This window comes from Aeromonas caviae (assembly GCF_000819785.1).
Classification (GTDB): domain Bacteria; phylum Pseudomonadota; class Gammaproteobacteria; order Enterobacterales; family Aeromonadaceae; genus Aeromonas; species Aeromonas caviae.
In genome coordinates, this window is sequence record NZ_CDBK01000034.1 from 42,840 (window position 1) to 68,691 (window position 25,852).

Here is a 25,852-nt window from a genome sequence, read left to right on the forward strand (position 1 = left end):
CGCCTAGTCCCAGCAAGCATTGTTGACGGTATCCCCGAGCCGGGTGGCACTCCGGGTGCCATCCTGGTCGATGGAGAAAATGATGCAGTCGCTGTCTGACCCCTGCGCACCAGAGGCCGTGGCAAACAGGATGTATGTATTGACCCCGGCCGAGATGACCAGGTGATAGAAGCCGGATTCGGAGTTCTCCGAGATATTCAAATCGGCTGCGGATGAGGTATACCGATTGAAGTCCATAAAATAGGTTTCTTGTCTGTTGGCGGCGTCCAACAGCATTTTTTTGGCATCAATTCGGTGGCTGGACAGCAGGTAACGCTGATAGGAGGGATAGGCAATAGTGCCAAGAATCGCCACGATTGCGACGACAATCATCAATTCAATGAGAGAAAAGCCTCGATAGAACCCAATCATATCCCATCCTTGGTGACTGGCGGTTCATATAGTCTAATGCCGGATAGGTCGCAACGACAAATCCGGCATCAGGAACATAACTCTTTATTCTCAGGCCATCCTGGCCACATTTAAATAATTCTAAGCTCGGGCGGCACTTCAAACACCACATTCTCTTCCCGGCCAGGATGCTCGGTCACTATCTTGCCTCCCAGCTCGCGCAGACGGGCAATGACATTCTGAACCAGCACATCGGGGGCTGACGCACCCGCCGTGACCCCGATACGGGCAACTCCGTCCAGCCATTGCGGCTCAATCATGGAGGCGTCGTCGATGAGGTAGGCCTTGGCGCCCACCTTCTCGGCCAGCTCCCGCAGTCGGTTGGAGTTGGAAGAGTTGCGCGATCCCACCACCAGCATGGCATCCACCAGCCCGGCCATCTCCCGCACCGCATCCTGGCGGTTCTGGGTGGCGTAGCAGATGTCATCCTTGCGCGGCCCCTGGATCTTGGGGAAGTGCGCACGCAAGGCATCGATGACATCCGAGGTCTCGTCCACGCTGAGTGTCGTCTGGGTAACGAAGCAGAGGTCATCCGGGTTCTTCACCTTGAGCCTGGCCACGTCTTCCGGTGTCTCCACCAGATACATGCCCCCCTCACTGTTCTCGTACTGTCCCATGGTGCCGATCACCTCGGGGTGGCCGGCATGGCCGATGAGCACGGCTTCGGAGCCTTTGCGACTGGCGCGATGGACCTCCATGTGCACCTTGGTCACCAGCGGACAGGTGGCATCGAACACCTTGAGGGCGCGGGATTTGGCCATCTCGCGCACGACCTTGGCGACACCGTGAGCGGAGAAGATGACGATGCTGTCATCCGGCACCTCGTCCAGCTCTTCGACGAAAACGGCACCCGCTTCCTTGAGCTTGTTCACCACGTAGCGGTTGTGCACCACCTCGTGACGGACATAGATGGGGGCACCGAACTTCTCCAGCGCGCTCTCGACGATGCTGATGGCCCGGTCGACACCGGCACAGAAGCCACGGGGGTTAGCCAGCAGAATATCCATCAGTGCACCTTCTCCTCGTCATCAACTCCCAGGATCTCCACCTCGAAGGTGACGGTGTGACCTGCCAGGGGGTGGTTGAAATCGACCGTGACCGACATCCCTTCCACCGCCCGGATGATCCCGGGCAGTTCGCTGCCGTTGGGCTGGTCAAACAGAATGATGGTACCCACCTTGGGCTCAACTTCGTTACCGAATTTGGCGCGATCGAGATGGTAGATGTTGTCAGGATTGGAAAGGCCGAACGCCTCTTCCGGCGCCAGGGTAAAGCTCTTGCTCTCCCCTTCGCGCAGCCCCAGCAGGCATTGCTCGAAGCTCGGCGTCAGGCTGCCGTCTCCCATCCGCAGACGGGCAGGCTTGCCGTGCAGCGCCGTGCTGTCGGCCACCGAGCCATCTTCCAGTTTGATAGAGAAATGGAACAGCACGCTGCTGTCCGCAACAATCAGCTGGCTCATGAGGTCGCGTCCTGTTTTTTCTCGCCACGGAAGCCGTCCAGCACGATCATGGCGGCACCGATGAAGATGAAGCTGTCAGCCAGGTTGAACGCCGGCCAATGGGCGCGCTGCCAATAGAAGTCGAGGAAGTCGACCACATGGCCCAGCACCAGCCGGTCAAACACGTTGCCGAGCGCCCCGCCGATGATCAGGCTGTAGGCGATACCGCTCCAGCGCTGGGTGACCGACTGCTTGCGCAGCCAGTGGATCAGCAGGCCACAGATGGCGAACGCCAGCACAGCGAAGAACCAGCGCTGCCAGCCTCCCTGATCTGCCAGGAAGCTGAAAGCCGCCCCCTTGTTGTAGACGTGGACCAGGTTGAAGAAGGGGGTGATCTCCACCCCCGGGTAGCCAAACGGCAGCAGCTTGACCACGGCGAGCTTGCTCGCCTGGTCCAGTACGAAGGCCAGCACCGCCAGCCACAGCCAACGCAGGCCGCTTTTATGTTGAGTCATGTTCATCAGGCAAATTGACGCGTTTCGCCGTCACCCTCGACGTTGGTGACGCAGCGGCCACAGATCTCTTCATGGCCCGCAATGGTGCCCACGTCTTCCACATGGTGCCAGCAGCGGTCGCACTTGGCGGCGGCAGACTGGGCCACGCAGAGCCACAGGTCATCGCGCTCGGTCGCTACGGCCTCTGCCGGTGCGGCATCGACGCTGACTACCTTGGCCTTGGAGGTGAGCAGCACGAAGCGCAGCTCATCGGCCAGGGCGTTCAGACGCGCGGCCAGCTCCGGCTTGGCGAACAGGGTCAGCTCGGCCTGCAGAGAACCACCGATGCGCTTCTCGCCACGGGCCACTTCCAGCGCCTTGTTCACTTCACCGCGCACGGTGAGGATCTCGGCCCAGAACTCGTCGTTCAGCACTTCGCCCGCTTCCAGCCCGAACAGGCCGTCGTACCACTCCTCGGTGAAGACGAACTCGCCGCGCTCGCCCGGCAGCAGAGCCCAGATCTCGTCGGCGGTGAAGCTCATAATGGGCGCCATCCAGCGCACCATGGCCTCAGCGATGTGATAGAGGGCGGTCTGGCAGGAGCGACGGGCCAGGCTGTCGGCCTTGGCGGTGTACTGACGATCCTTGATGACGTCCAAGTAGAAGGAACCCATCTCGATGGAGCAGAACTGCATTAGCTTCTGGGTCACGCCGTGGAAGTTGTACTCATCGAACGCGGCTACGATCTCGGCTTGTACCGCTTTGGCACGGCCCACTGCCCAGCGATCCACCACCACCATCTCGGCAGGCGCCACCATGTCGGTCGCCGGATTGAAACCGTTCAGGTTGGCCAGCAGGAAACGGGCAGTGTTGCGGATACGACGATAGGCGTCGGCGGAGCGCTTGAGGATCTCGTCGGAGACGGTCATCTCACCGGTGTAGTCAGTGCTCGCTACCCACAGACGCAGGATGTCGGCACCCAGCTTGTTCATCACGTCCTGAGGGCTTACCACGTTGCCGATGGACTTGGACATCTTGCGGCCCTGACCGTCCACGGTGAAGCCGTGAGTCAGCACCTGGTTGTAGGGTGCCTTGTCCTTCATGGCGACGCCGATCATCAGGGAGGACATGAACCAGCCACGGTGCTGGTCAGAGCCTTCCAGATACATGTCGGCCGGCTTGCCGTTGAACTCGGGACGGGCGTCGACCACGGAGGCGTGGGTAGAACCGGAGTCAAACCAGACGTCCAGGGTATCAGGCACCTTCTCGTAGTTGTCGGCGTCCGCGCCCAGCAGCTCGGCCTTGTCCAGATCCCACCAGGCCTGGATGCCGGACTGCTCGACCCGCTTGGCCACCTCTTCCATCAGGCGCACGGACTCCGGGTGCAGCGCCTGGGTATCCTTGTGAACGAACAGGGAGATGGGCACGCCCCAGGTACGCTGACGGGAGATGCACCAGTCAGGACGGTTCTCGACCATCGCCTGGATGCGATTCTTGCCCCAGGCCGGAACCCAGCCGCTCTGGCCATGCTGGGCAATGCCCTCTTTCTCGATACGCTCGATCTCTTCCAGAGCACGCTTGCGCAGACCCTTCTGCTCCATGCTGATGAACCACTGGGGGGTGGCACGGAAGATGATCGGGGTCTTGTGACGCCAGCAATGCGGGTAGGAGTGGTTGAATACCTTGTGATGCAGCAGGGCGCCGCGCTCGGTCAGCACCTCGACCACGGCCGCATTGGCCTTGAACACGTGCTGGCCGGCAAACAGTTCGGTATCCGGCAGGTACACGCCGTTGCTGCCAACCGGGTTGGCCACTTCCAGACCGTACTTCTGACCGACCACGAAGTCTTCCTGACCGTGGCCAGGGGCGGTGTGCACCGCGCCGGTACCGGCGTCCAGAGTGACGTGGTCACCCAGCACCACAGGTACGTCGAAGCTGTAGAAGGGGTGGTTGAAGCGCAGCAGCTCGAGTGCGGCACCCTTGGCGTAGCCCAGGTTGTGGAAGTGCTCGATGCCGGCGCGATCCATCACGTCCTTGACCAGCTCGGCGGCCAGGATCAGACGCTCGGGATTGTCGCCCTCAACCTGCACCAGTGCGTAGTCGAGATCGGCATGCATGGCGATGGCACGGTTGGCCGGCAGGGTCCACGGGGTGGTCGTCCAGATCACGGCAGAGAGCGCGCCCTTGCCGGTGTGGCCTTCGGCGCAATCAAACTTGGCGGCAACGGCAGCCTCGTCGACGGCCTTGAAGCGCACGTCGATGGAGGGGGAGTTCTTGTCGTAGTACTCCACTTCTGCTTCAGCCAGCGCGGAGCCGCAATCGGTACACCAGTGCACCGGCTTGGAGCCTTTGTGCAGATGGCCGTTTTCAACGATCTTGGCCATGGAGCGGATGATGTTGGCTTCGGTGCCAAAATCCATCGTCAGGTAGGGGTGTTCCCAGTCACCCAGCACGCCCAGACGGATGAAGTCGGTCTTCTGCGCTTCGATCTGGGTTTTGGCGTATTTGCGGCACTCGGCGCGAAACTCGGCGGCGGAAACCTTCTCGCCCGGCTTGCCGACCATCCCTTCCACTTTCAGCTCGATGGGCAGACCGTGGCAATCCCAGCCCGGTACATAGGGGGAATCGAAGCCAGAAAGGCCCTTGGACTTGATGATGATGTCTTTGAGGATCTTGTTGACCGAGTGACCGATGTGAATGCTGCCGTTCGCATAGGGGGGGCCATCGTGCAGAATGAAAGAAGGCTTGCCCGCTTTGGCGCGGCGAATGGCGCCGTAAAGATCCTGATCGTACCAACGTTTCAACATGTTGGGTTCGCGTTTGGCCAGATCGCCACGCATCGGAAACTCGGTTTCCGGCAGATTCAGGGTGTGTTTATAGTCGCTCATCAGTCCTGGGTTCCCTTCTTTTCTAAAAGAGTGCTGGGTAAATGAAATTGTGGCAGCCCGAACCAGGCTCGGGCCGCCAGGGCATCTCGTTCGATCTGCTCTTTCAAGGCGGTGAAAGAGTCAAATTTCTGCTCTTCGCGCAGCTTGTGGCGAAGCAGCACCTTGACCTGCTGACCATATAGATCACCAGAAAAATCAAATAGATGTACTTCCAATCTGGCTTGTGTACCGCTCAAGGTCGGACGTACACCCACATTGGCGACACCGGGGAAAGTCTTGCCGGAACATATCACTTCCACCGCAAACACGCCACCGACCGGGACAACCTGGCGTTTGAGGGCCAGATTCGCGGTGGGAAAACCTATGGTGCGCCCCAGCTTGTCGCCATGGGCCACCCGGCCGCTGATGGCATAGGGGCGACCGAGCATCAACTCCACCTCCGCCATGCGACCCGCTTTGAGGGCCTCGCGCACCAGGGTGCTGCTGACCCGCTGGCGGGAAAGCTGGAAACTCTGGGTGCTGATCACCTCGAACCCGAAGCGCCGACCGGCCTCCTCCAGCAGGTGGAAGTCCCCTTCCCGCCCCTTGCCGAAGCGAAAATCGTCGCCGACCACCAGATAGTGCACGCCGAGTTTCTCCACCAGCAGTTGCTCGATGAAGGTGCAGGCCGCCTGCTCGGCAAAACGATGGGTGAAACGCACGCAGAGCATGCGATCGATCTGCATTCCCTTGAGGGCCTCGTACTTCTCCCGCCAGCGGCTGAGGCGGGCGGGCGCGGCACTGCCCGCAAACAGCTCCAGCGGCTGGGGTTCGAACAACATGACGCAGGCGGGCAGGCCAAGTTGGGCTGCCTTCTCCTGCAAGCGGGCCAACACCGCGTGGTGCCCCTGATGAACCCCATCGAAGTTGCCTATGGTCAATACACAGCCCCGGTGACGGGGCTTGATATTGTGAATGCCGCGAATAAGCTCCATCAGTGCCTTGTGCGTTGCTGCCATGGAAATCGGCGGATTATATATCAGGCAGCAGGCAGGGTCAGCCCTGCCGTTGAGCCGATTTAGCCATCCCGCCCACTTCTCGGACTCTGCCAGGAGCATCGCACCTCGTTGGCGGGCCAACCCGACAGCCCCTGAGACCGCCCCCATCGACCCTGTACTGTCCCCTCCCTTGCAGCTGGCTCCTTATTGCTGACCGGCTCTCAGGTGCCGTGGCCGGATCCCCAATGCCAAGAGGACAATGCCATACAGCGCTCCGCCCAGGCAGAGCAGCAGGGTCAACTCCAGGCTGGCCTTGCCCATGCTCCAGGCCCCCCATTGGGCGAGATCCGGTGACAGATAGGCCAGAAGCCCCCCCATCAAGACCGTTGCCGCCAAGAGCTTGAGGCAGAACAGCCCGGTGTTGCGGGAAGGGCGATAAACATCCTGCTGATAGAGCCCCTTGAACAGCAGTACGGCATTCAGGGTGCCGGAGCAGGCGGTCGCCAGCGCCAGCCCGACGTAGCCGAGCGGATAGATGAAAATAAGGTTGCACACCATGTTGGCTACCATGGCCATGATGCCGATACGCACCGGCGTCCTGGTGTCCTGGCGGGCGTAATAACCGGGGGCCAGTACCTTGATGAGCATCAAGGAAAGCAGCCCCGTAGTGGAGGCCAGCAGGCTGGCACTCGACATGCTCACCTCGTGCAGACCGAACTCACCGCGCATGAAAAGTACCCGCAGTATGGGCTCGCGCAGCACGGCGATGCCGACCATGGCTGGCAAGCCGAGCAGCATCACCATGCGCACCCCCCAATCCATGGTGCGAGAGAAATCCGCCGGATCCGCATCCACGTGTTTTCTGGCCAGGGCAGGCAGGATCACCGTGCTGATGGCCACCGCAAAGAGGCCGAGGGGAAACTCCAGCAACCTGTCCGAGTAATAGAGATAGCTGATGGCACCGGTAGCCAGAAACGAGGCCAGCATGGTGTTGATCAGCAGGTTGATCTGGCTGACCGACACGCCGAACAGGGCCGGGATCATCAGGGTACGGATCTTCACCACCCCGGGATGGTGCCAACCCCACTTGGGCCAGACCAGCATGTTGAGCTGGCGCAGAAAAGGATACTGGAACAAAAACTGGACCAGACCGCCGAGGAAGACACCGATCGCCAGGGAGATCTCGGGGCGCTCCATCAAGGGCGCTATCCACCAGGCCGCTGCAATCATGGTGATGTTGAGGAACACCGGCGTGAAGGAGGACACGGCAAAACGGCCAAAGGTATTGAGAATGGCCCCAGCCATGGCGGTGAAGGTAATGAACCAGAGATAGGGGAAGGTGATCTTGAGCATCAGACTGGCCAGCTCGAACTTCTCCGCCGCCGGTCCGCCATGCAGCCAGTCCCAGAACCAGCCCCAACCAAAGAGGGCCGTCAGGACACCGGAACCCAGCACCCCGAGCAAGGTGACCACGGTGACGATGCCACCCAGGGTGCCCGCCACCGCCGCCAGCAGCTCCCGAACCGCCTGCTCGTCACCATTTTTCTTGTACTCCGTCATCACGGGCACGAAGGCCTGGTTGAATGCCCCTTCGGCAAAGAGACGGCGCAAGAAGTTGGGAATGCGATTGGCGAAGAAGAAGACGTCTGCGGCCACCCCGGCACCGAGCAAATTGGCGATGACCACATCGCGCACCAAGCCCATCACACGGGATGCCAGCGTCATTCCGGACACTATCATGCCGGATTTGATCAATTTCTTACTCAAGACGAGGCCTCTGGAACTGTCGGAAAGAAAAGAATGCTGTTAGAATCGGCCGACAGTTTAACCGTCTCCCATCTGACACACCACCGGGGGGCGGTGTTTATTTGCACAAATCATTTGACAATATGTGGTTGGGAAGGCATATTTCCGGGCCTTTTCAATACACTCGCTAAGACAGTTTTAGGAGTTTTACCTTGGCTAACATCAAATCTGCTAAGAAGCGTGCTCTTCAGTCAGAGAAACGTCGTCAGCACAACGCCAGCCGTCGTTCCATGACCCGTACCTACCTGAAGAAAGTGATCGCTGCCATCGCCTCTGGTGACAAGGCTGCTGCCACTGCCGCTTTCGCTGTTGCTCAGCCGATCATGGATCGTATGGCGACCAAAGGCCTGATCCACAAGAACAAAGCTGCTCGTCACAAGAGCCGCCTGTCTGCCCAGATCAAAGCCATGGCTTAATCAGCATCCGCTGATGAAAGCTGAAAAAACCGGCCTAGTGCCGGTTTTTTATTTGGGGTCGCTACAGTACAGTCTGTGCAACAGTCCGATCATCTCACGCACTTCATGGCTGCGCAGGGAATAATAGACCGTCTGGGCTTCCTTCCTCGTCGCCACTAGCTCATCCCGGCGCAACACCGCCAGATGCTGCGACATGGCTGACTGGCTCAATCCCAATACCTCGTTCAGCTCGCCGACCGACAGCTCCCTATCCAGCAACTGGCACAAGATAAACAGCCGTCGCTCATTGGCCAATGCCTTGAGCAGGGTGACGGCACGCCCGGCATTCGCTTCCATCTCTTCCAATTGCATCTCACCCTCCTCTTCCAAGACAGGCATCATAGCGCCGTCACCGTCGATTTAAAACGAGAGGCTTGCCGGCTGAATGGCCGTGAAATCCTCCTGCCCGGCAAAGAGGAAGGAGAAATCACTCTCGCATACTCGCTTGACCGCAGGATGTTGGATCATCCGCTCGGCAAAGATGACGTAATACTCCTCCATCAGATCCTGGGTTTCACCTAGCAGCATCACCTCCTCCCCCTCCAGGATCTCTTCCCGATAGATGGTCGGAGCCATGAAGATGCCCTGGTTGAAGAAGCCGAACGCCTTCATCAGCGCCGCATCATCGAATTCTCCCAGAATACTGGGGGAAATCCCCTGCTGCTCGAACCACTGGGTCAGTTGACGACCCATGGCGGTGCGACGGCCCGGGATGAGCAGCTTGCGCTCTTCCAGGCAAGCAGGGAAAGGCTGGGAGGGCAGAGGCGCCTTGCAGAAGAAACTGACGCCGCATCCCCCCAGACGCTTGGACAGCAACCCGGCATGCTGGCTGGAGTCCACCGGGCAATCAGAGAGGATCATGTCGAGCTTGTGCTCACTCAACTGCTCCAGGAGCAGTTCATGGGTCGACTCGAAGCAGCGCAGGTGAATGGAACCGTCATTGGGGATCACGGAGAGCAGTACCCGGCTGGCAAGACGCTTGGAGAGAGCGTCGGCGATGCCCACATCGAACAGGATCTGGCTCTCCTTGCGGTAGTTGACGATATCCAGCATCTCGTAGGAGAGGCTGAACATCTTGTCCGCATAGCGAAACACCAGTTGGCCAAGCTCGGTGGCCTCAAGGGAGCGCCCCTTTCTGATCAGCAACTTGCCGCCAAGACGCTGCTCAAGCAGTTTGATCTGACCGGTCACGGTCTGTGGGGTCAAAAAGAGGGCTTCCGCCGCCTGCGTGACGGAGCCCTTCTTCTGAGTCATCCAAAAATAGTAGAGATGGTTGTAGTTAAGGTGTGACATCCGATGGGGTTCCCGCACCAGGCGGGCTCCGGTAGCAGCTGAGTTCAACCGCCAGAATGTCATACATGTCGCTGATCGAGTCAACCTTGTTCGCGTCGAACTGTGCCTGCAGATGGGCCTTGAGACGACCAGCATCCGGCATTCGCTCGGTGCAATAGCGCTTGTTGGACAGCTTGACTCGCTCGCCGGCACGACTGCTCAGTGCCCGTTCGGCGAAGGTCTCTCCGAACCGGGCTTTTACCTGTGAGTCCCCCAGCATGAGTGCGCTGTCGACCACCCCGTTGAGATAGGCAGAACAACTTGCCGAGGTGGCATCCCGCTGACAATCAACCAGGCTATTCGCCCAGATTGCAGGGCTCGCCAGCATGACTAACCATCCTAGTTTTCTCATAACCCCTCCGTACTTTGATTCGCCTCCCGATTGGGCAGCGATATCCGCAGGGCGATGTAACCGATCACAGCCGCGAGTGTGGAACCTGCCAGGATCCCGAGGCGCGAGTAGCTGCCGTAGTCCAGTCCGCCATGCTCGAATGCCAGCGATGCGATAAACATCGACATGGTAAAGCCGATGCCACACAGAATGCTGACGGCAAAGATCTGTCTGAAGTTCACTCCTTGCGGCAGTTGGGCAATGCCTGATTTCACTGCCAGCCAGCTGATGGTGAAAATCCCGAGCGGCTTGCCGACGAAGAGCCCCAGTATGATCCCCATGGGGAGCGGATTGAGCAGAGCCGAGAAGTAGATCCCCTCCAGCGATACCCCGGCGTTGGCGAAAGCGAACAGTGGCAGGATCAGGAAGGCGCTCCAGGGGTGCAGCACATGCTCCAGATGCTTGAGTGGCGATGCGTAACGCTTGCCGTTGAGGGGGATCATGAAGCCCACGATGACCCCCGCCAGGGTCGCATGGACACCGGACTTGAGCACGGCAACCCAGAGCACCAGGCCGACCAGCATATAGAGTCCAATCCTGTCCTCACCACGGCGATTCATCCAGAGCAAGGCCAGGGTGGCCACCACACCTATCGCCAGCGCAGTCAGCGACAGTTGCTGGGTGTAGAAGAGGGCAATGATGATGATGACCCCCAGATCGTCCATGATAGCCAGCGCCAGCAAGAAGACCTTGAGGCTGGTCGGTACCCGCTTGCCCAGCAGCGCCATGACCCCGAGAGCGAAGGCGATGTCGGTTGCGGCCGGAATCGCCCAGCCAGCACGGGTAGCCTCGTCCCCGTAGTTGAAGAAGCTATAGATGAGTGCCGGTGCCAACATGCCCCCCACGGCAGCAATGGCCGGGAAGGTTGCCTGCACCCGGGAGGAAAGCGCTCCCTCCAGCATCTCTCGCTTCACCTCGAGACCCACCAGCAGGAAGAAGATCGCCATGAAGCCATCATTGATCCAGAGCAGCAGCGGCTTGTTGATATCGAGCGCCGCGATGCGAACCTGCACCTCGGTATTGAGGAAGCTCTGATAGTGTTGCGCCAGTGCCGAATTGGCCAGGCCGATGGCAAGCAGGGCGGCCAGGATCAGAATGATCCCGGAAGCGGACTCCAGTTTGAGAAAACGCTTGAATACATCGCTCATATCTAACTACCCATAAAATTGCATCTTTTCAGTCTAGGGCTCGAGTAGCTCAATGAAAAATCGTTTCTTACGGCTGATAACAACGAAAAAACCGAAAGCAAAACGAATAATGCCTGCTATAAGCAGGTTATCTCCCCTTTTCAGGAGCCGCCTCCCAGCCCGAAAATTGCATATTAATTCACAAAAATGCAAAAAGGCGCCCGCAGGCGCCTCTAATAGCTGAGTGTAGATTCATCGTCACCTGAGAGACGGGGCTCGCCCCGTACTCATAACCTACTCAAATGGCGACAGGCGCCTTGATCCCAGGATGGGGATCATAGCCCTGGATCTCGAAATCCTCGAATCTGTAATCGAAGATGGAGTCAGGTTTGCGCTTGATCACCAGTTGCGGCAAAGGGCGCGGCTCGCGGGTGAGTTGCAGTGCCGTCTGCTCCATGTGGTTGGAGTAGAGGTGCACGTCGCCGCCGGTCCAGACAAAGTCCCCCACTTCCAGATCGCACTGCTGCGCCATCATGTGGGTCAGCAGCGCATAGCTGGCAATGTTGAACGGCAGGCCAAGGAAGACATCACAACTGCGCTGGTAGAGCTGGCAGGAGAGCTTGCCATCCGCCACATAGAACTGGAAGAAGGCGTGGCAGGGTGCCAACGCCATTTTGTCCAGCTCGCCCACGTTCCAGGCGGAGACGATGATGCGGCGGGAATCCGGGTTGTGCTGGATGTCATCCACCGCCTTCTGGATCTGGTCGATGACAGACCCATCGGCCGCCGGCCAGGAGCGCCACTGGGCACCATAGACAGGCCCCAGATCACCGTGCTCGTCGGCCCACTCGTCCCAGATGCTGACACCGTGCTCTTTCAGATAGGCGGTGTTGGTATCGCCGTTGAGGAACCAGAGCAGCTCGTGAATGATGGAGCGCAGGTGGCACTTCTTGGTGGTCACCAGCGGGAATCCTTCCGCCAGATTGAAGCGCATCTGATGACCGAACAGGGAGACGGTCCCGGTCCCGGTGCGATCGGATTTGACGGTCCCTTCATCCAGAATTTTCTGCATCAGGTCGAGATAGGCACGCATTACTTCGCCTCCTTGGGTGCATTGCCGAACAGACGGGGCTGCTTATAGGCGGCCCAGACCATGAGCGCACCCGCCACTATCATCGGGGTAGAGAGGATCTGGCCCATGCTGATCTCGTTGAAGTAGAGACCCAGCTGGCTGTCAGGCTGACGAACAAACTCCACCAGGAAGCGGAACAGACCGTAGAAGAGCAGGAACATCCCGGAAATGGCGCCACGGGGTGGGTGCTTGCGCCAGAACAGGTTCAGGATGATGAAGAGCACCACCCCTTCCAGCGCGAACTGGTAAAGCTGGGACGGGTGACGCGGCTCGGGGCCAGCCTCGGGGAAGATGATGGCCCAGGGGACATCGGTCACCCGACCCCACAGCTCGCCGTTCATGAAGTTGCCGATGCGGCCAACACCGAGGCCAAACGGAATCAGCGGCGCCACGAAATCCGCCACGGTGAAGAAGTGGCGCTGGGTTTTGTGGGCAAACCAGATCATGGCGGTGATCACCCCGATGAGGCCACCGTGGAACGACATGCCACCGGTCCATATCTTGAACAGATAGGTCGGGTCTGCGAGGAAGAGATCGAAGTTATAGAACAGCACGTAACCGATGCGCCCTCCCAGGATCACCCCGAGGAAGCCGTAGAACAGCAGATCCGAGACCTCGTTGCGGGTCCAGCCGCTGTTGGGTGCATCGGCACGGCGACCAGCCAGCCACATGGCGAAGGCAAAACCGAACAGGTACATGAGACCATACCAGCGTACCGATAATGGTCCCAAACTGAATGCTACGGGATCAATCTGCGAGAAAACCCAATATCCGTCGTGCTGCATAGGCGGCCCCAATCATAAGAAAAGCCGCATTCTCCGATCATTCTTACGCAGTAACAAGACGGAATATCAATCGGGCAGCCTGACCTTGTGCCCAGCCCGCAGCAATCCGCCCAGACCGTGCTCTTCCAGATAGCGGGCAAACAGGCCGCGCAGCACATGGGGGTTGTCGTGTTTGAGGCCATCGCTCATCAGGGCCGTGAGCTCGTCAAGGTGGGACTGGCGCAGCACGTACTTGATGCGGGAGATGTTGTGGGTATTCATGCTGAAACGACGATAGCCCATGGCCAGCAGCAGCAGCACTCCGACCGGATCGCCAGCCAGCTCGCCACAAACAGAGACCGGCTTGTGATAGCGCTGAGAGGCATCGACCAACAGTTGCAAAGCACGGATCACCGCGGGATGGAAGGCATCGTAGATGCTGGCGACACGGGCATTGTTGCGATCCACCGCCAGCAGGTACTGAGTCAGGTCGTTGCTGCCCACCGACCAGAAGTCGATGAGCGGCGCCATCTCCGGCAGGATGTACAGCGCGGAGGGGACTTCGATCATCACTCCGAGACTGGGGTAGCGGATCACCGCATCGCGGCTGGCCGCTTCTTCCGACACCTCGCGCCACGCCTGATCCAGCAGACGACGGGAGGCCTTGATTTCACTGACGCTGCTGATCATCGGCAGCATGATGGCCAGATTGTCCAGCCCTTCGCTGGCCCGCAACATGGCCTTGAGCTGAACCAGGAAGAGCTCGGGGTGATCCAGGGTGAGCCGGATCCCCCGCCAACCAAGGAAGGGATTTTCCTCCACGATGGGGAAATAGGGCAGTTGCTTGTCCCCCCCCACATCCAGAGTCCGCATGCAAACCGGGCGATCCCGATAGGTTTCCAGGATCCCGCGATAGCGGGCAGTCTGCTCCCACTCCGAAGGGAAGCTGTCCTGCAGCATGAAGGGGATCTCGGTGCGATAGAGCCCGACCCCGTCCGCCAGATGATTGAGGGAGATCTCGGTATCCGCACTCAGCCCTGCGTTGAGCAGCAGAGAGACCTTGGTGCCGTCGGCGGTCTCGGAGGGCTGGTTGTCGACGCTGCGCACCAGGGTGTCGAGTGCCCGCTCCTCACTCAGCAGTTGCCGGTACTCGGTCAGGATCACCTGGTTGGGTTCGATGAAGAGATCGCCGCTGTAGCCATCGATGACCAGAGTGCGACCGCCGATATCACCGAGGGGCAGATCCACCCCCATGATGGCCGCCACCCCCATGGCACGGGCCAGGATGGCGGCATGGGAGTTGGTTCCCCCCTTGAGGGACACCACGCCGCTCAGAAACTCCCGCGGGATCTCGGCGAGTATGGTGGCGGTCACCTCGTCGGCGACCAGCACCACCGGCTCGCCGATGGTGAGCTGCTCGGGTTCGTCCTGCACCAGCCGGCTGATGAGCCGCTGGGCGATGTCTTTCACATCGGTGGAGCGCTCCCGCAGGTAGGGATCCTTCATCCCCTTGAACTGCTCTATCAGCCGATCGCTGATGAGCTTGACCGCGGAGATGGCGGTCCAGTGCTCCTTGCTGACCTTGTTGCGGATCGGCTTGATGTAGCCGGGATCGTTCAGCAGGTGCAGATAGATGTCGAAAATGGCGACCGAATCCTGGCTGTAGCTCTCGCGAAAGCGCAGCGCCAGGCTCTCCAGATCATGGCGCACTTCCTCCACCGCCAGCTCGAGACGGGCAAGCTGCTTGGCATGATCCTCATCCTTGCGCGGCGTGATGGTATTGAGCGCCTTGCGCGGACGCCACACCCAGGCCTTGGCGATGGCGATGCCACTCGCCCCGGCAATACCGCGCAGCGGCTTGCTCCAGTCGGTCTTCTGCAGCCACCCCTTGGCCTGGGCCTGGGCGATGCGGGCAGCCAGCTGAGCTGCCAGGGTGACCATGAAGGACTCCTCCCCCTCATCGAAGAGGCGGCTCTCCTTCTGCTGCACGACCAGAATCCCCACCACCTGACGCTGATGCATGATGGGAGCGCCGAGGAAGGAGCGAAACGCCTCTTCCGCCACATCGGGCAGGAACTTGAAACTGGGGTGAGAGGGGGCATCGGCCAGGTTGATCAGCTCTTCACGCTGACCCACCAGGCCGACGATACCCTGCTCGAACGGCAGGGTGGCCTTGCCCACGGCCGATTCGGCCAGACCATCGGTCGCAGCCAGTCGATAGCGGCGCATGTCCGGCTCGGCTACATAGACGGAGCAGCAGTCCACCGTCATGGCGAGCCGGGTCTGGCTCACCAATGCTTGCAAGGCCTGTTCGAGGGTGTTGGCCTCGGCCATGCTTTCCACGATGCGTCTGAGTTCCGTCAGCAACTAGTTGTGCTCCTTAACGCGAGCGGTTGCGCCGCCCATCTTTTCGGTTCGCCTGCACCACGGGGACTGGCATGGCCAGCGGGGCAAACTCCTTCATCACCCGGCGGTAAACCTCCCGCTTGAAGGAGACGACCTGACGAACCGGGTACCAGAAGCTGACCCAACGCCAATCATCAAATTCCGGGTGACCATGACAGCCAAACTGGATCCTGGACTCTTTGCCAGGATCGAGCTGCAACAAAAACCATTTCTGCTTCTGGCCAATACAGACCGGTGAACTGTCCCAGCGGACGAGTCGTTTGGGTAAGCGATACTTCAGCCAGTTGCGACTGGTCGCCAGTATGGTCACATCGTCCTGCTTGAGGCCTATCTCCTCATACAGCTCACGATACATGGCCTGCTCCGGCGATTCACCATCATCAACCCCCCCCTGCGGAAACTGCCAGGAGTGCTGCCCATAGCGCTTAGCCCACAATACTTGTCCGTCACGGTTACAGATCACGATGCCGACATTGGGACGAAATCCGTCACCATCTATCACGTGATCACCTTATAAAGGCTGAATCTATAACGAGATTGTTCCACATTCACCCCGTGGCGGCAAACAGGGACTGTCATCTTCCATTCATGAATAACTTGGCATTTCAAGCAAAGTTATAAACAAATTGAAGGTTCATGCTAGGCAAGTTGCCCACCCAGACTGTGCATAAACCTGTGATCAAGCAGGTATATACAGTAGTTTTATACTGTGGCATTGCACGGAAGCATATCATACCCGATTCACTTAAAAACAAAATATACATTTAAATACATAAGGTTATAGTTTAATTGCTGGATCAAGATCCATGTCTTTTGCCTAAGAGGATCCAGCCTGTCAATTGTGAACAAGTTCGACTGCTCAAAGATCCACCAAGACGGATTTATCCACAGATATGGCGCATTATCTGCACCGAAATGGCGCTGAAAATCGGCGTACTCTCACATTTATTTCTGGTGCCACACTTCCTTTCACCACTTTACGCCAGTTATCCAAGATTTCTGTGGATAACTGTGTGCAACAGCTCGCACAAACCCTTGGACAACTCGTTTATGCGGGGATCCGGCGGGCCAACATACTGGATAAATAAAGTAAAACCCTTTAAAATCATTTAGATATGTTGAATTTGGCCATCCATGTCTCCCTGTGTATAGTCGGGCGAGGATCGGTTATAAAATCAGCGATACCATGCAAGGATCCGTATTGCGATGTCTATTATCTCCAGAGGAGCCCTCATGCCTGCCAATCCCCAGTCAGAACAAGAGCTGCTCAGTCGAGCCTACGCCATGGCTGGCTTCACTCTGGCCCAGCTTGCCGCAACGGCGGGCATCCCCGTACCACGGGATCTCAGGCGTGACAAGGGCTGGACAGGGCAGTTGATCGAGTGGCAGCTGGGGGCCAGTGCAGGTAGCCGTCCCGAGCAGGATTTTCCGGATCTCGGTATCGAGCTCAAGACGATCCCCGTCGATCCTCAAGGGCGCCCGCTGGAAACCACCTTTGTCTGCGTGGCCCCCCTCATCGGGGTCAGCGGCCAGCGCTGGGAGGAGTCGAACGTGCGCAACAAGCTGTCGCGGGTGCTCTGGATCCCGGTGGAAGGCAGCCGCGACATCCCTGTCGGCGACCGTCGCGTCGGCATGCCGCTGCTGTGGAGCCCGAATGAAGAGGAAGAAGGACTGCTGCGCCAGGACTGGGAAGAGCTGATGGACATGATAGTGCTGGGGGAAGTGGAGCAGATCAGCGCCCGCCACGGCCAGGTATTGCAGCTGCGCCCCAAGGCGGCCAACAGCAAGGCGCTGACCCGCGCCATCGGCCGCAATGGCCAACCCATCATGACGCTACCACGGGGCTTCTACCTCAAGATCGAGTTCACCCATCAGCTCCTGCAGCGCCATTTTGCCCTCCCCCTTTGATCCTGTTTATCAACATCCTTGTCATAAAGTGATATAAAAATAACCAGCACTACTTTCTTCGCAGCCAGTGACAAGGAGTCCATATGCCGATCAACAAGCAATTCCTCAAATCCCGTCCCGAGGTCAAGGTGACCTTTGCCGTCGAAAAGGAGGCCGCCGGTGATGCCGAGCAGGTCTTGCTGCTGGGTGAATTCAGCCAGTGGCAGCCCATTGAACTGAAGAGGATGAAAAACGGGGAGTTCAAGGCGACACTCAACCTGCCGACCGATGGCCCCAGCCATTTCGAGTATTGCTATCAGCTAGTGCAACCCGATGGTGAAACTCTTTATGACAACGACTGGGAGGCGGACGACTACGTGCCTGGCCCCTTCGGGCGTGACAACTCTGTGGTGCGGGTCAGCCAGCCCGGTTGAGCCAATACCCCGCACACGGATACAAAAAAGGCTCGCCATTGGCGAGCCTTTTCACTACCTGTCGAGCTTTTCGCCGACATACCGACACCAATTCGAATCGAATTAGTTGAGCTTCTCTTTGATACGAGCAGCTTTGCCGGACAGGTTGCGCAGGTAGTACAGTTTGGCGCGGCGAACATCACCACGACGCTTCAGTTCTACACTGTGGATCAGCGGAGAGTGAGTCTGGAATACACGCTCAACACCTTCGCCGTTGGAGATCTTGCGAACGGTGAAAGCAGAGTGCAGACCGCGGTTACGCTTGGCAATCACGATGCCTTCGAAAGCCTGCAGACGCTCTTTACCACCTTCTTTAACACGAACTTGAACACGTACGGTGTCGCCCTGGGCAAAAGCCGGGATGTCGGTACGCAGTTGCTCTTGTTCAAGCTGCTGAATAATCTTGCTCATTGTCTTTCCTTACCTAGGATAAACTGAAAACTCTACTTAACGCTGTCACGCACTTCGCGGACATACTCGGCAAGAAGTGATTCTTGCTCGTCAGTCAGAGCTAGGTTGTTAATAAGTTCCGGCCTTCTCTGCCAGGTTCGTCCGAGCGATTGCTTGAGTCGCCAGCGCCGAATCACTTCGTGATTGCCGCTTGTCAGCGCCTCGGGCACCGTCAGCCCATCCAACACCTCCGGCCGAGTATAGTGGGGATGATCCAGCAGCCCATCCGTGAAGGAGTCCTGCTCGGCACTGGCCTGATCACCCAAGACCCCCGGGACCAGACGCGAAACCGCATCGATCAGGGTCATGGCAGGCAACTCGCCACCACTTAACACGTAATCTCCGATAGACCACTCTTCGTCGACTTCGGTTTGTATCACGCGCTCATCGATACCTTCGTATCGACCGGCGACCAGAATCAGTTTCTGATTCGTCGCCAACTCGGTTACGCCCGCTTGAGTCAGCTTGCGTCCCTGAGGAGAGAGATAGATGACTTTCGCCCCGTCTCCCGCCGCTTGCTTGGCTGCATGAATGGCATCACGCAGCGGCTGAACCATCATCAACATCCCGGGCCCACCACCATAAGGACGATCATCGACCGTACGGTGTTTGTCGTGGGTGAAGTCCCGAGGGTTCCAGCACTCAATCTGCAGCAGGCCACTCTTGACGGCCCGACCCGTTACCCCGTGCTCGGTAATGGCTCGGAACATTTCCGGGAAGAGGCTAATGACCCCAATCCACATAAGAAACCTCCGGCACCCGTGTTAGCGCGGGAAACTAGAAACCAGGATCCCAATCAACTTCGATTGTTCGAGCAGTCAGATCAATATTCTTGATCACCTGCTCTTCCAGGAACGGTATCAACCGCTCCTTTGCACCAAAGGCATCTTTTACATTGGCCTCAACCACCAACACATCGTTGGAGCCGGTTTCCATCAATTCGGTCACCTTGCCCAGGTCGTATCCCTTAGTGGTTACCACGGTGCAACCAATGAGGTCACGCCAGTAGAACTCCCCTTCGGGCAACGCAGGCAACAGATCGGCGGGGACGCCAATCTCGACGTTGGTCAATGCCAGGGCATCCTCACGCACATCGATACCATCGAGTTTGCAGATCAGACCCTTGTTGTGACGCTTCCAGGATGACACCCGGATTTCACGCCACGCCCCGTTCTGATTGATCAGCCAGGGGTTGTAATCGAAAATCGCTTCGGCAACATCGGTGAAGGAGTTCACTTTAAGCCAGCCCTTGATTCCGTAAACGGTCCCCAGGGTGCCCAGAACTACAGGTTTTTCCACCTTAACTCCCTACCGTTTGGCTGATTAAGCAGCTTTGGCAGCGTCTTTGATCAGCTTGGCAACGCGGTCAGAAACAGCGGCACCAGTAGCAACCCAATGCTCGATACGAGCCAGGTCCAGGTTCAGCTTTTCAGCGTTACCAGCAGCAACCGGGTTGAAGAAACCGACGCGCTCGATGAAACGACCGTCACGGGCGTTACGGCTGTCAGCAACTACTACCTGGTAGAACGGACGCTTTTTCGCGCCACCACGTTGTAAACGAATGGTTACCATATCGTCCTCATAAACATCTAATGAACAAGGCCTGCAAATACGCAGACCCTAGCTTAAAATAAGCCGCGTAATTCTACTTGGATTCGTAATAATTGCAACCAAGCCAGCTATTTTTTGCGCAGGGATTGGCATGAAAAAGGCTCACAAGGGTGAGCCTTTCTGCCTGACCAGCAGGAAAATCAGAACGGACCGCGACCGCCACCACCGAATCCGGGGGGCAGCATGTTCTTCATCTGGCCCATCATCTTGCGCATGCCGCCCTTGCCGGACATCTTCTTCATCATGCGCTGCATCTCAGTGAACTGCTTGAGCAGCTTGTTCACATCCTGGACCTGCATGCCGGAGCCCGCAGCGATGCGGCGCTTGCGGGAGCCCTTGATGAGATCGGGATGGGCACGCTCTTTCGGCGTCATGGAGCTGATGATGGCCTCCATCCGCACGGTGAGCTTGTCATCCATCTGATCCTTGATGTTGTCCGGCAGGCCGGACATGCCGGGCAGCTTGTCGAGCATCCCCATCATGCCACCCATGTTGCGCATCTGGGCCAGCTGCTCACGGAAGTCTTCCAGGTCGAAGCCCTTGCCGCTCTTGACCTTGCTGGCCAGCTTGGCCGCCTTCTCTTTATCGACGTTGCGCTCCACCTCTTCGATGAGAGAGAGCACATCCCCCATGCCGAGGATGCGGGAGGCGAGACGATCCGGATGGAACGGCTCCAGCGCGTCGGTCTTCTCGCCCATACCGATGAACTTGACCGGCTTGCCGGTGATATGGCGAACCGACAGTGCGGCACCACCGCGGGCATCACCGTCTGCCTTGGTAAGGATCACACCGGTGAGCGGCAGCGCTTCGTTGAAGGCCTTGGCGGTATTGGCAGCATCCTGGCCTGTCATGGCATCCACCACGAACAGGGTTTCGACCGGCTTGATGGTGGCGTGCAGATCCTGGATCTCCGCCATCATTTCGCCATCGACGTGCAGACGACCGGCAGTATCGACGATCACCACGTCATAGAACTTCTTGCGCGCTTGATCGATGGCAGCAGTGGCAATGGCGATCGGTTTCTGGCTGGCATCACTCGGGAAGAAGTCGACACCGATGTCGCCCGCAAGGGTCTCAAGCTGCTTGATCGCCGCCGGACGGTAGACGTCCGCACTGACCACCAGCACCTTCTTCTTGCTGCGCTCCTTGAGCAGTTTGGCCAGTTTGCCGACCGTAGTGGTCTTACCGGCCCCCTGAAGACCTGCCATCAGGATAATGGCCGGCGGCTGGGCAGCCAGGTTGAGCTGTTCGTTGGCCTCCCCCATCACGGTGACCAGTTCGCCATGGACGATCTTGATGAAGGCCTGGCCCGGGCTCAGGGATTTGGCCACTTCCTGGCCCACGGCACGTTCCTTAACGCGCGCCACGAAATCGCGCACCACCGGCAGGGCGACGTCCGCCTCGAGCAACGCCATGCGGACTTCGCGCAGGGTATCCTTGATGTTCTCTTCGGTCAGACGGCCGCGGCCGCTGACGTTGCGCAGGGTGCGCGAGAGTCGTTCAGTCAAATTCTCAAACATGACGCTTTCCGGTTCTTGGCGTGACACTGAGGGCATTATACCCCGGTCAGCACTCTAGGGACGATTACTCGCCGCTTGCCGCGGCGGCCTGCCATCGAGCGGGCAGGTCAACAATGGAGGGCAGTATACCCCAGTCAACGCCGGAGGACGATTATTCGCCGCACGGTGACCATCAACGCCTACTTATATGTGGGCAGTTAGCCTCTGGCACAACTGGCGAGCATATCTTGTGCAAGGTATACTGCCCCTCTTATCCATAAAGCTTGTTTGACAACGACCTGGTTATGATCGTGATCTCTGTTCTGGCCCTGGCGTTTTACCTGCTGGCCATCATCGCTTCACTGCACCTGCTGCTCAGCGCCAAGCCCGTCGGGCAAGTATCGCTGTTCGCCTGTGTCGGCCTGGCCCTGACCGCCCATGGCATGGCGGTGGGCAGCGAAGTGCTGGCCACCCATTCCGGCCAGAATCTCAGCATGTTGAACGTGGCGTCCCTGGTCAGCCTTATCATCAGTTGCTTCATGACCTGCGTCACCCGACGCTTCAACGGCTGGATCCTGCTGCCCGTCGTCTACAGTTTTTCAGCCCTGCTGCTGGCAGCCAGCGCGCTCATTCCCGGGCGCTACATCACCCATCTGGAAGCGCACCCCCAGTTACTGCTGCACATAGGCCTCGCGCTGATGGCCTATTCGGTACTGATGATCGCCTGCTTGTTTGCCCTCCAGCTTGCCTGCCTGGACAGGCAACTGAAATCCAGAAAGATCAGCCACCTGCCAGCCATGCCACCGCTGATGACAGTGGAGAAGCGCCTGTTTCAGCTCATTTCCGCAGGTCTGCTGCTGCTGACCCTCTCCATCGCATCCGGCCTGTTCTTCCTGGAAGACATGTTTGCCCAGGGCAAGTCCCACAAGGCCATCCTCTCTATCCTGGCCTGGTGCGTCTACGCTCTGCTGCTCTGGGGCCACCATACCCGTGGCTGGCGCGGCCGCAAGGTCATCATGCTGAGCCTCATCGGCAGCTTCATCCTGACACTGGCCTATTTTGGCAGCCGCTTCGTCAAGGAAGTGCTGCTTAGCTGACATACGAACATTCCCCAACCATCCTTACAGGAGCCCTTCTTGGACAGTATCTCAACGAGTACATTGCTGATTGTTCTCGTTATCTTGATCCTTTTGTCAGCCTTCTTCTCCAGTTCCGAAACCGGTCTGATGTCGCTCAACCGCTACAAGCTGCGGCATCTGGCCCAGACCAAGCACAAGGCTGCCCGCCGGGTCGAGAAGCTGCTGGCCAGGCCGGACCGCCTGCTTGGCCTCATTCTCATCGGCAACAATCTGGTCAACATCCTGGCCTCCGCCATCGCGACCATCGTCTGCATCCGGCTGTTCGGGGATCTCGGCGTCGCCATTGCCACCTTCGGGCTGACCCTGGTGGTACTGGTATTCGGGGAAGTCACCCCCAAGACGCTCGCGGCCATGTTTCCCGAGCGCATAGCCTACCCCGCCTCCTGGGTCCTCAAGGGGCTGATGGTGCCCTTCGCCCCCCTGGTCTGGCTCATCAACAGCATCACCAACCTGTTGCTCAAGCTGCTGCGCCTCGAACACCGCAAGGATGACTCCCTCAACACCGAAGAGCTGCGCACCATCGTCAACGAGGCCGGCAGCCTCATCCCCCAGCGCCATCAGGAGATGCTGATCAGCATTCTGGATCTCGACAAGATGACGGTGGAGAACATCATGGTCCCGCGCAGCGAGATCTCCGCCATCGACATCAATGACGACTGGAAGATCATACTGCGCCAGCTGGCCCACTGCGCCCACACCAAGATCCTGCTCTATCGCGACAACATCGATGACGTCGTCGGCTTCCTGCACTCACGGGACGCCCTGAGACTGGTCGCCCGGGATCAGTTCAGCAAGTCCAGCCTGCTGCGGGAAGTCGACCCCATCTATTTCATCCCCCAGGGGACCCCCCTCAACGTGCAGTTGGCCAAGTTCCAGCGCAACAAGGAGCGAATTGGCCTTATCGTCGACGAATATGGCGATATTCAGGGGCTGATCACTCTGGACGACATCCTGGAAGAGATTGTCGGTGACTTCACCACCTCCATGACACCGACCCCGAGTGACGAGATCCATCCCCAGCCGGACGGCTCCTTCCTGGTCGAAGGCTCCGCCAGCATCCGCGAGCTGAACAAGGAGATGGACTGGCACCTGCCCATGGACGGCCCACGGACCCTCAATGGCGCCATCCTGGAGTACCTTGAGGAGATCCCCCAACCCAACATCAGTGTCAGGCTGGCGGGCTACCCTATCGAGATTCTCGAAGTGGAGAACAACATGGTGAAGATGGCGAGGATCATGCCGCACCTGTACCGGGACGATTCAGGGTACGAGGATTGAAAAAAGGCTGCCAATGGCAGCCTTTTTGTTTCACTCGCTCTCGTCATCCGGCTCCAGCACCAGAGTGGGGATGAGCTCACCGAACACCTGCTGCAACTCGTCACGGTTTGCCAGCAAATCCTGCAGCGTATAACCATCCATCACCGCGAGGAAGGCGTTCATCGCCTCCTTCAAGGCACTTTTGAGCAGACAGACGGAGACGATATGGCAGACCGGGGAGCTGCAGTCGATCCCATCCAGATTGCCTTCCAACGCCCGGATCACTTGCCCGATATTGATCTCTTCGGGGGAGCGCGCCATGCGGATGCCACCATTCTTGCCGCGTTGTGACTGCAGATAGCCCAGTTTTACCAACTGGTTCACCACCTTCACCATGTGGTTGCGGGATACGTCGTACAAGGCGGATACCTTGGCCACGCTCGACAGTTCCCCCTCCGGCAGGGTGGCCAGATAGAGCAGGGCTCTTAATCCAAAATCGGTATAGCTCGTTAGTCTCATAGTGCCTGTAGCGCCTAGCGCGAAGAATTGATGATTGATCCAGATCAATTAAACATTTAGGATGCAACTTAATAAGTGACATTCCAGATGTTCAATTAGAAAGGACCTCCTATGTTAGACCAAGCAACCATCGCCGTCATCAAGAGCACCATTCCTTTGCTCGAATCGGCGGGCCCTGACCTCACACGGCACTTTTATCAGCGCATGTTCAGCCACAATCCCGAGTTGAAGGATCTCTTCAACCTGGCTCACCAGCGTAGCGGGGGACAGCCCTTGGCACTGTTCAGTGCGGTGGCGGCCTATGCCAGGAACATTGACAATCTGGGGGCCCTGGCCGGAGCCGTTGAACGCATCGCCCACAAACACACGGGTTTCCTGATCCAGCCGGAACAATATCACATTGTGGGTAGTCATCTCTTGGCCACGCTCAAAGAAATGGGTGGCAACGCTGTCACGGAGGAGGTCCTTACCGCCTGGGGCAAGGCGTACGGTGTGCTGGCCGACATCTTTATCGGCCGGGAGGGCGAGCTCTACCGGGAGCAGGCAAGCCAGGAGGGGGGCTGGCAGGGTACCCGTTCCTTCATCATCAGGGAGAAGCGCCAGGAGAGCGAACTCGTCACCTCCTTCGTGCTGGCCCCCGTCGACGGCAAGCCCGTGCTGCGCTTCAAGCCGGGTCAATATCTCAGTATCAAGCTGGTTCATCCCGCCCTCGAGCATCAGGAGATCCGCCAGTACTCCCTCTCGGACGCCCCCAATGGCCGCGACTACCGCATCACCGTCAAGCGCGAACCCAGGGGGCAGGCCTCCAACCTGTTGCATGATCATCTTCACATCGGTGACACGGTCGACATCATGCCGCCGGCCGGCGACTTCTTCCTGCAAGAGGAGACAGACACGCCCGTGGTGCTGATCTCCGCCGGGGTCGGCCTCACCCCCATGCTGAGCATGCTCAACCACTTGCTGGCCGAGGGCCCGGATATGGATATTCGCTGGCTTCACGCCTGCGAACACGGCGCCCACCACGCGTTCAGGGACGAGATCCGGGCAAAGAGCAGGCAACACGGGAAACTGGAGAGCCGGATCTGGTATCGGGAGCCGGGGGAGCAGGATGTCAAAGGAGAGGATTACGACTTCAGCGGCACTCTGGCACTGGAGCAGGTCACCGACCTCATTCCGGCCGACGCCCACTACTATTTCTGCGGCCCTGTCCCGTTCATGAAGGCAGTCAAAGCTCAGTTGGAGAATGTGGGCGTGCCTGCCGGGCGGATGCACTACGAGGTCTTCGGCCCCCATCAGGACCTCTGATCCCTCCCCTGACCGGGAAAATGCACAAGGCCCACAAGCACAGCTTCGTGGG

General features: G+C 58.6%; 27 protein-coding genes. 6 read left to right on the plus strand and 21 right to left on the minus strand.

What is annotated here, in order from left to right; translation table 11 throughout:
* Positions 1-3: 3 nt before the first annotated feature.
* The 7 genes from tppA to murJ form a co-directional block, all read right to left on the minus strand.
* Positions 4-411, minus strand: a complete 408-nt coding sequence (tppA, locus tag BN1120_RS04190) for a type IVa pilus pseudopilin TppA (protein ID WP_039039991.1) — start codon at positions 409-411, stop codon at positions 4-6.
* Positions 412-521: 110 nt separating this feature from the next.
* Positions 522-1,457, minus strand: coding sequence for a 4-hydroxy-3-methylbut-2-enyl diphosphate reductase (ispH, locus tag BN1120_RS04195; RefSeq protein ID WP_010673102.1), 936 nt, complete (start codon positions 1,455-1,457; stop codon positions 522-524).
* Positions 1,457-1,909 carry an FKBP-type peptidyl-prolyl cis-trans isomerase gene (fkpB, locus tag BN1120_RS04200; protein ID WP_010673101.1) on the minus strand — a complete coding sequence of 151 codons (453 nt, stop codon included), beginning with the start codon at positions 1,907-1,909 and terminating at the stop codon, positions 1,457-1,459. Before fkpB ends, ispH begins: the two co-directional genes overlap by 1 nt.
* The gene (gene lspA, locus BN1120_RS04205) at positions 1,906-2,409 is read right to left on the minus strand and encodes a signal peptidase II (RefSeq protein ID WP_010673100.1); all 504 of its coding nucleotides are present in this window, start codon (positions 2,407-2,409) and stop codon (positions 1,906-1,908) included. Before lspA ends, fkpB begins: the two co-directional genes overlap by 4 nt.
* Complete coding sequence (gene ileS / locus BN1120_RS04210; protein ID WP_042014888.1) at positions 2,409-5,270, minus strand: isoleucine--tRNA ligase; 2,862 nt, start codon at positions 5,268-5,270, stop codon at positions 2,409-2,411. Before ileS ends, lspA begins: the two co-directional genes overlap by 1 nt.
* On the minus strand, positions 5,270-6,244 hold the full coding sequence (ribF, locus tag BN1120_RS04215) for a bifunctional riboflavin kinase/FAD synthetase (RefSeq protein WP_042014890.1): 975 nt from the start codon (positions 6,242-6,244) through the stop codon (positions 5,270-5,272). Before ribF ends, ileS begins: the two co-directional genes overlap by 1 nt.
* A 207-nt stretch (positions 6,245-6,451) precedes the next feature.
* Positions 6,452-8,014 carry a murein biosynthesis integral membrane protein MurJ gene (gene murJ / locus BN1120_RS04220; protein ID WP_029313784.1) on the minus strand — a complete coding sequence of 521 codons (1,563 nt, stop codon included), beginning with the start codon at positions 8,012-8,014 and terminating at the stop codon, positions 6,452-6,454.
* 191 nt (positions 8,015-8,205) lie between these two features.
* On the opposite strand from murJ, the gene rpsT reads away from it, so the two are divergent.
* Positions 8,206-8,469 (plus strand): 30S ribosomal protein S20, encoded by a 264-nt coding sequence (rpsT, locus tag BN1120_RS04225; RefSeq protein ID WP_005308808.1) that lies wholly within the window; start codon positions 8,206-8,208, stop codon positions 8,467-8,469.
* 48 nt (positions 8,470-8,517) lie between these two features.
* On the opposite strand, the gene BN1120_RS04230 is transcribed toward rpsT, so the two are convergent.
* The 8 genes from BN1120_RS04230 to rppH all read right to left on the minus strand — a co-directional run bounded on the left by BN1120_RS04230 (position 8,518) and on the right by rppH (position 16,162).
* On the minus strand, positions 8,518-8,820 hold the full coding sequence (locus BN1120_RS04230; RefSeq protein WP_029313781.1) for an ArsR/SmtB family transcription factor: 303 nt from the start codon (positions 8,818-8,820) through the stop codon (positions 8,518-8,520).
* Positions 8,821-8,868: 48 nt separating this feature from the next.
* The gene (gene nhaR / locus BN1120_RS04235) at positions 8,869-9,801 is read right to left on the minus strand and encodes a transcriptional activator NhaR (RefSeq protein ID WP_010673095.1); all 933 of its coding nucleotides are present in this window, start codon (positions 9,799-9,801) and stop codon (positions 8,869-8,871) included.
* Complete coding sequence (locus tag BN1120_RS04240) at positions 9,788-10,168, minus strand: hypothetical protein (protein ID WP_183149949.1); 381 nt, start codon at positions 10,166-10,168, stop codon at positions 9,788-9,790. Before BN1120_RS04240 ends, nhaR begins: the two co-directional genes overlap by 14 nt.
* 20 nt (positions 10,169-10,188) lie before the next feature.
* Positions 10,189-11,379, minus strand: coding sequence for a Na+/H+ antiporter NhaA (nhaA, locus tag BN1120_RS04245; RefSeq protein WP_010673093.1), 1,191 nt, complete (start codon positions 11,377-11,379; stop codon positions 10,189-10,191).
* 277 nt (positions 11,380-11,656) lie between these two features.
* Positions 11,657-12,451, minus strand: coding sequence for a thymidylate synthase (thyA, locus tag BN1120_RS04250; protein WP_042014892.1), 795 nt, complete (start codon positions 12,449-12,451; stop codon positions 11,657-11,659).
* Positions 12,451-13,275: a prolipoprotein diacylglyceryl transferase gene (lgt, locus tag BN1120_RS04255; RefSeq protein WP_039039982.1), complete on the minus strand. Its 825-nt coding sequence runs from the start codon at positions 13,273-13,275 to the stop codon at positions 12,451-12,453. Before lgt ends, thyA begins: the two co-directional genes overlap by 1 nt.
* A 66-nt stretch (positions 13,276-13,341) precedes the next feature.
* A complete protein-coding gene (gene ptsP, locus BN1120_RS04260; protein ID WP_042014894.1) occupies positions 13,342-15,621 on the minus strand; it encodes a phosphoenolpyruvate--protein phosphotransferase in 2,280 nt (759 codons plus the stop codon).
* Positions 15,622-15,634: 13 nt separating this feature from the next.
* Positions 15,635-16,162, minus strand: a complete 528-nt coding sequence (gene rppH / locus BN1120_RS04265; protein ID WP_010673089.1) for an RNA pyrophosphohydrolase — start codon at positions 16,160-16,162, stop codon at positions 15,635-15,637.
* Between the two features lie 731 nt (positions 16,163-16,893).
* Between rppH and mutH the strand changes: the two genes are divergently transcribed.
* Both mutH and BN1120_RS04275 read left to right on the plus strand, forming a co-directional pair.
* Complete coding sequence (gene mutH, locus BN1120_RS04270) at positions 16,894-17,568, plus strand: DNA mismatch repair endonuclease MutH (RefSeq protein ID WP_042014896.1); 675 nt, start codon at positions 16,894-16,896, stop codon at positions 17,566-17,568.
* An 83-nt stretch (positions 17,569-17,651) separates the two neighbouring features.
* Positions 17,652-17,981 carry an isoamylase early set domain-containing protein gene (locus tag BN1120_RS04275; protein ID WP_010673087.1) on the plus strand — a complete coding sequence of 110 codons (330 nt, stop codon included), beginning with the start codon at positions 17,652-17,654 and terminating at the stop codon, positions 17,979-17,981.
* 102 nt (positions 17,982-18,083) lie between these two features.
* Here the strand turns inward: BN1120_RS04275 and rplS are convergent, their stop codons facing one another.
* The 5 genes from rplS to ffh all read right to left on the minus strand — a co-directional run bounded on the left by rplS (position 18,084) and on the right by ffh (position 21,601).
* Positions 18,084-18,431 carry a 50S ribosomal protein L19 gene (gene rplS / locus BN1120_RS04280; RefSeq protein WP_005313505.1) on the minus strand — a complete coding sequence of 116 codons (348 nt, stop codon included), beginning with the start codon at positions 18,429-18,431 and terminating at the stop codon, positions 18,084-18,086.
* A gap of 32 nt (positions 18,432-18,463) precedes the next feature.
* On the minus strand, positions 18,464-19,213 hold the full coding sequence (gene trmD / locus BN1120_RS04285; RefSeq protein WP_010673086.1) for a tRNA (guanosine(37)-N1)-methyltransferase TrmD: 750 nt from the start codon (positions 19,211-19,213) through the stop codon (positions 18,464-18,466).
* Positions 19,214-19,247: 34 nt separating this feature from the next.
* The gene (gene rimM, locus BN1120_RS04290; protein WP_039039979.1) at positions 19,248-19,769 is read right to left on the minus strand and encodes a ribosome maturation factor RimM; all 522 of its coding nucleotides are present in this window, start codon (positions 19,767-19,769) and stop codon (positions 19,248-19,250) included.
* A gap of 24 nt (positions 19,770-19,793) precedes the next feature.
* Complete coding sequence (gene rpsP / locus BN1120_RS20610) at positions 19,794-20,042, minus strand: 30S ribosomal protein S16 (RefSeq protein ID WP_010673084.1); 249 nt, start codon at positions 20,040-20,042, stop codon at positions 19,794-19,796.
* Between the two features lie 179 nt (positions 20,043-20,221).
* The gene (gene ffh, locus BN1120_RS04295) at positions 20,222-21,601 is read right to left on the minus strand and encodes a signal recognition particle protein (RefSeq protein WP_010673083.1); all 1,380 of its coding nucleotides are present in this window, start codon (positions 21,599-21,601) and stop codon (positions 20,222-20,224) included.
* A gap of 284 nt (positions 21,602-21,885) precedes the next feature.
* Here ffh and BN1120_RS04300 point away from each other — a divergent pair, with 284 nt between their 5' ends.
* Positions 21,886-22,677, plus strand: a complete 792-nt coding sequence (locus tag BN1120_RS04300) for a cytochrome C assembly family protein (protein WP_039040017.1) — start codon at positions 21,886-21,888, stop codon at positions 22,675-22,677.
* Positions 22,678-22,716: 39 nt separating this feature from the next.
* On the plus strand, positions 22,717-23,997 hold the full coding sequence (locus BN1120_RS04305) for an HlyC/CorC family transporter (RefSeq protein ID WP_042014897.1): 1,281 nt from the start codon (positions 22,717-22,719) through the stop codon (positions 23,995-23,997).
* Positions 23,998-24,027: 30 nt separating this feature from the next.
* On the opposite strand, the gene BN1120_RS04310 is transcribed toward BN1120_RS04305, so the two are convergent.
* Positions 24,028-24,495 (minus strand): Rrf2 family transcriptional regulator, encoded by a 468-nt coding sequence (locus BN1120_RS04310; RefSeq protein ID WP_042014900.1) that lies wholly within the window; start codon positions 24,493-24,495, stop codon positions 24,028-24,030.
* A gap of 111 nt (positions 24,496-24,606) precedes the next feature.
* Here BN1120_RS04310 and hmpA point away from each other — a divergent pair, with 111 nt between their 5' ends.
* Positions 24,607-25,800 (plus strand): NO-inducible flavohemoprotein, encoded by a 1,194-nt coding sequence (hmpA, locus tag BN1120_RS04315; RefSeq protein WP_042014901.1) that lies wholly within the window; start codon positions 24,607-24,609, stop codon positions 25,798-25,800.
* Positions 25,801-25,852 lie beyond the last annotated feature (52 nt).

Coding starts and splice junctions, on each gene's coding strand:
- BN1120_RS04230 (WP_029313781.1), bottom strand. CDS start 8,820: ATGCAATTGGAAGAGATGGAAGCGAATGCCGGGCGTGCCGTCACCCTG.
- tppA (WP_039039991.1), bottom strand. CDS start 411: ATGATTGGGTTCTATCGAGGCTTTTCTCTCATTGAATTGATGATTGTC.
- lgt (WP_039039982.1), bottom strand. CDS start 13,275: ATGCAGCACGACGGATATTGGGTTTTCTCGCAGATTGATCCCGTAGCA.
- BN1120_RS04300 (WP_039040017.1), top strand. CDS start 21,886: ATGATCGTGATCTCTGTTCTGGCCCTGGCGTTTTACCTGCTGGCCATC.
- ileS (WP_042014888.1), bottom strand. CDS start 5,270: ATGAGCGACTATAAACACACCCTGAATCTGCCGGAAACCGAGTTTCCG.
- mutH (WP_042014896.1), top strand. CDS start 16,894: ATGCCTGCCAATCCCCAGTCAGAACAAGAGCTGCTCAGTCGAGCCTAC.
- nhaR (WP_010673095.1), bottom strand. CDS start 9,801: ATGTCACACCTTAACTACAACCATCTCTACTATTTTTGGATGACTCAG.
- BN1120_RS04240 (WP_183149949.1), bottom strand. CDS start 10,168: ATGCTGGCGAGCCCTGCAATCTGGGCGAATAGCCTGGTTGATTGTCAG.
- ffh (WP_010673083.1), bottom strand. CDS start 21,601: ATGTTTGAGAATTTGACTGAACGACTCTCGCGCACCCTGCGCAACGTC.
- BN1120_RS04310 (WP_042014900.1), bottom strand. CDS start 24,495: ATGAGACTAACGAGCTATACCGATTTTGGATTAAGAGCCCTGCTCTAT.
- hmpA (WP_042014901.1), top strand. CDS start 24,607: ATGTTAGACCAAGCAACCATCGCCGTCATCAAGAGCACCATTCCTTTG.
- lspA (WP_010673100.1), bottom strand. CDS start 2,409: ATGAACATGACTCAACATAAAAGCGGCCTGCGTTGGCTGTGGCTGGCG.
- trmD (WP_010673086.1), bottom strand. CDS start 19,213: ATGTGGATTGGGGTCATTAGCCTCTTCCCGGAAATGTTCCGAGCCATT.
- BN1120_RS04275 (WP_010673087.1), top strand. CDS start 17,652: ATGCCGATCAACAAGCAATTCCTCAAATCCCGTCCCGAGGTCAAGGTG.
- ribF (WP_042014890.1), bottom strand. CDS start 6,244: ATGGAGCTTATTCGCGGCATTCACAATATCAAGCCCCGTCACCGGGGC.
- ispH (WP_010673102.1), bottom strand. CDS start 1,457: ATGGATATTCTGCTGGCTAACCCCCGTGGCTTCTGTGCCGGTGTCGAC.
- rplS (WP_005313505.1), bottom strand. CDS start 18,431: ATGAGCAAGATTATTCAGCAGCTTGAACAAGAGCAACTGCGTACCGAC.
- thyA (WP_042014892.1), bottom strand. CDS start 12,451: ATGCGTGCCTATCTCGACCTGATGCAGAAAATTCTGGATGAAGGGACC.
- rpsP (WP_010673084.1), bottom strand. CDS start 20,042: ATGGTAACCATTCGTTTACAACGTGGTGGCGCGAAAAAGCGTCCGTTC.
- nhaA (WP_010673093.1), bottom strand. CDS start 11,379: ATGAGCGATGTATTCAAGCGTTTTCTCAAACTGGAGTCCGCTTCCGGG.
- fkpB (WP_010673101.1), bottom strand. CDS start 1,909: ATGAGCCAGCTGATTGTTGCGGACAGCAGCGTGCTGTTCCATTTCTCT.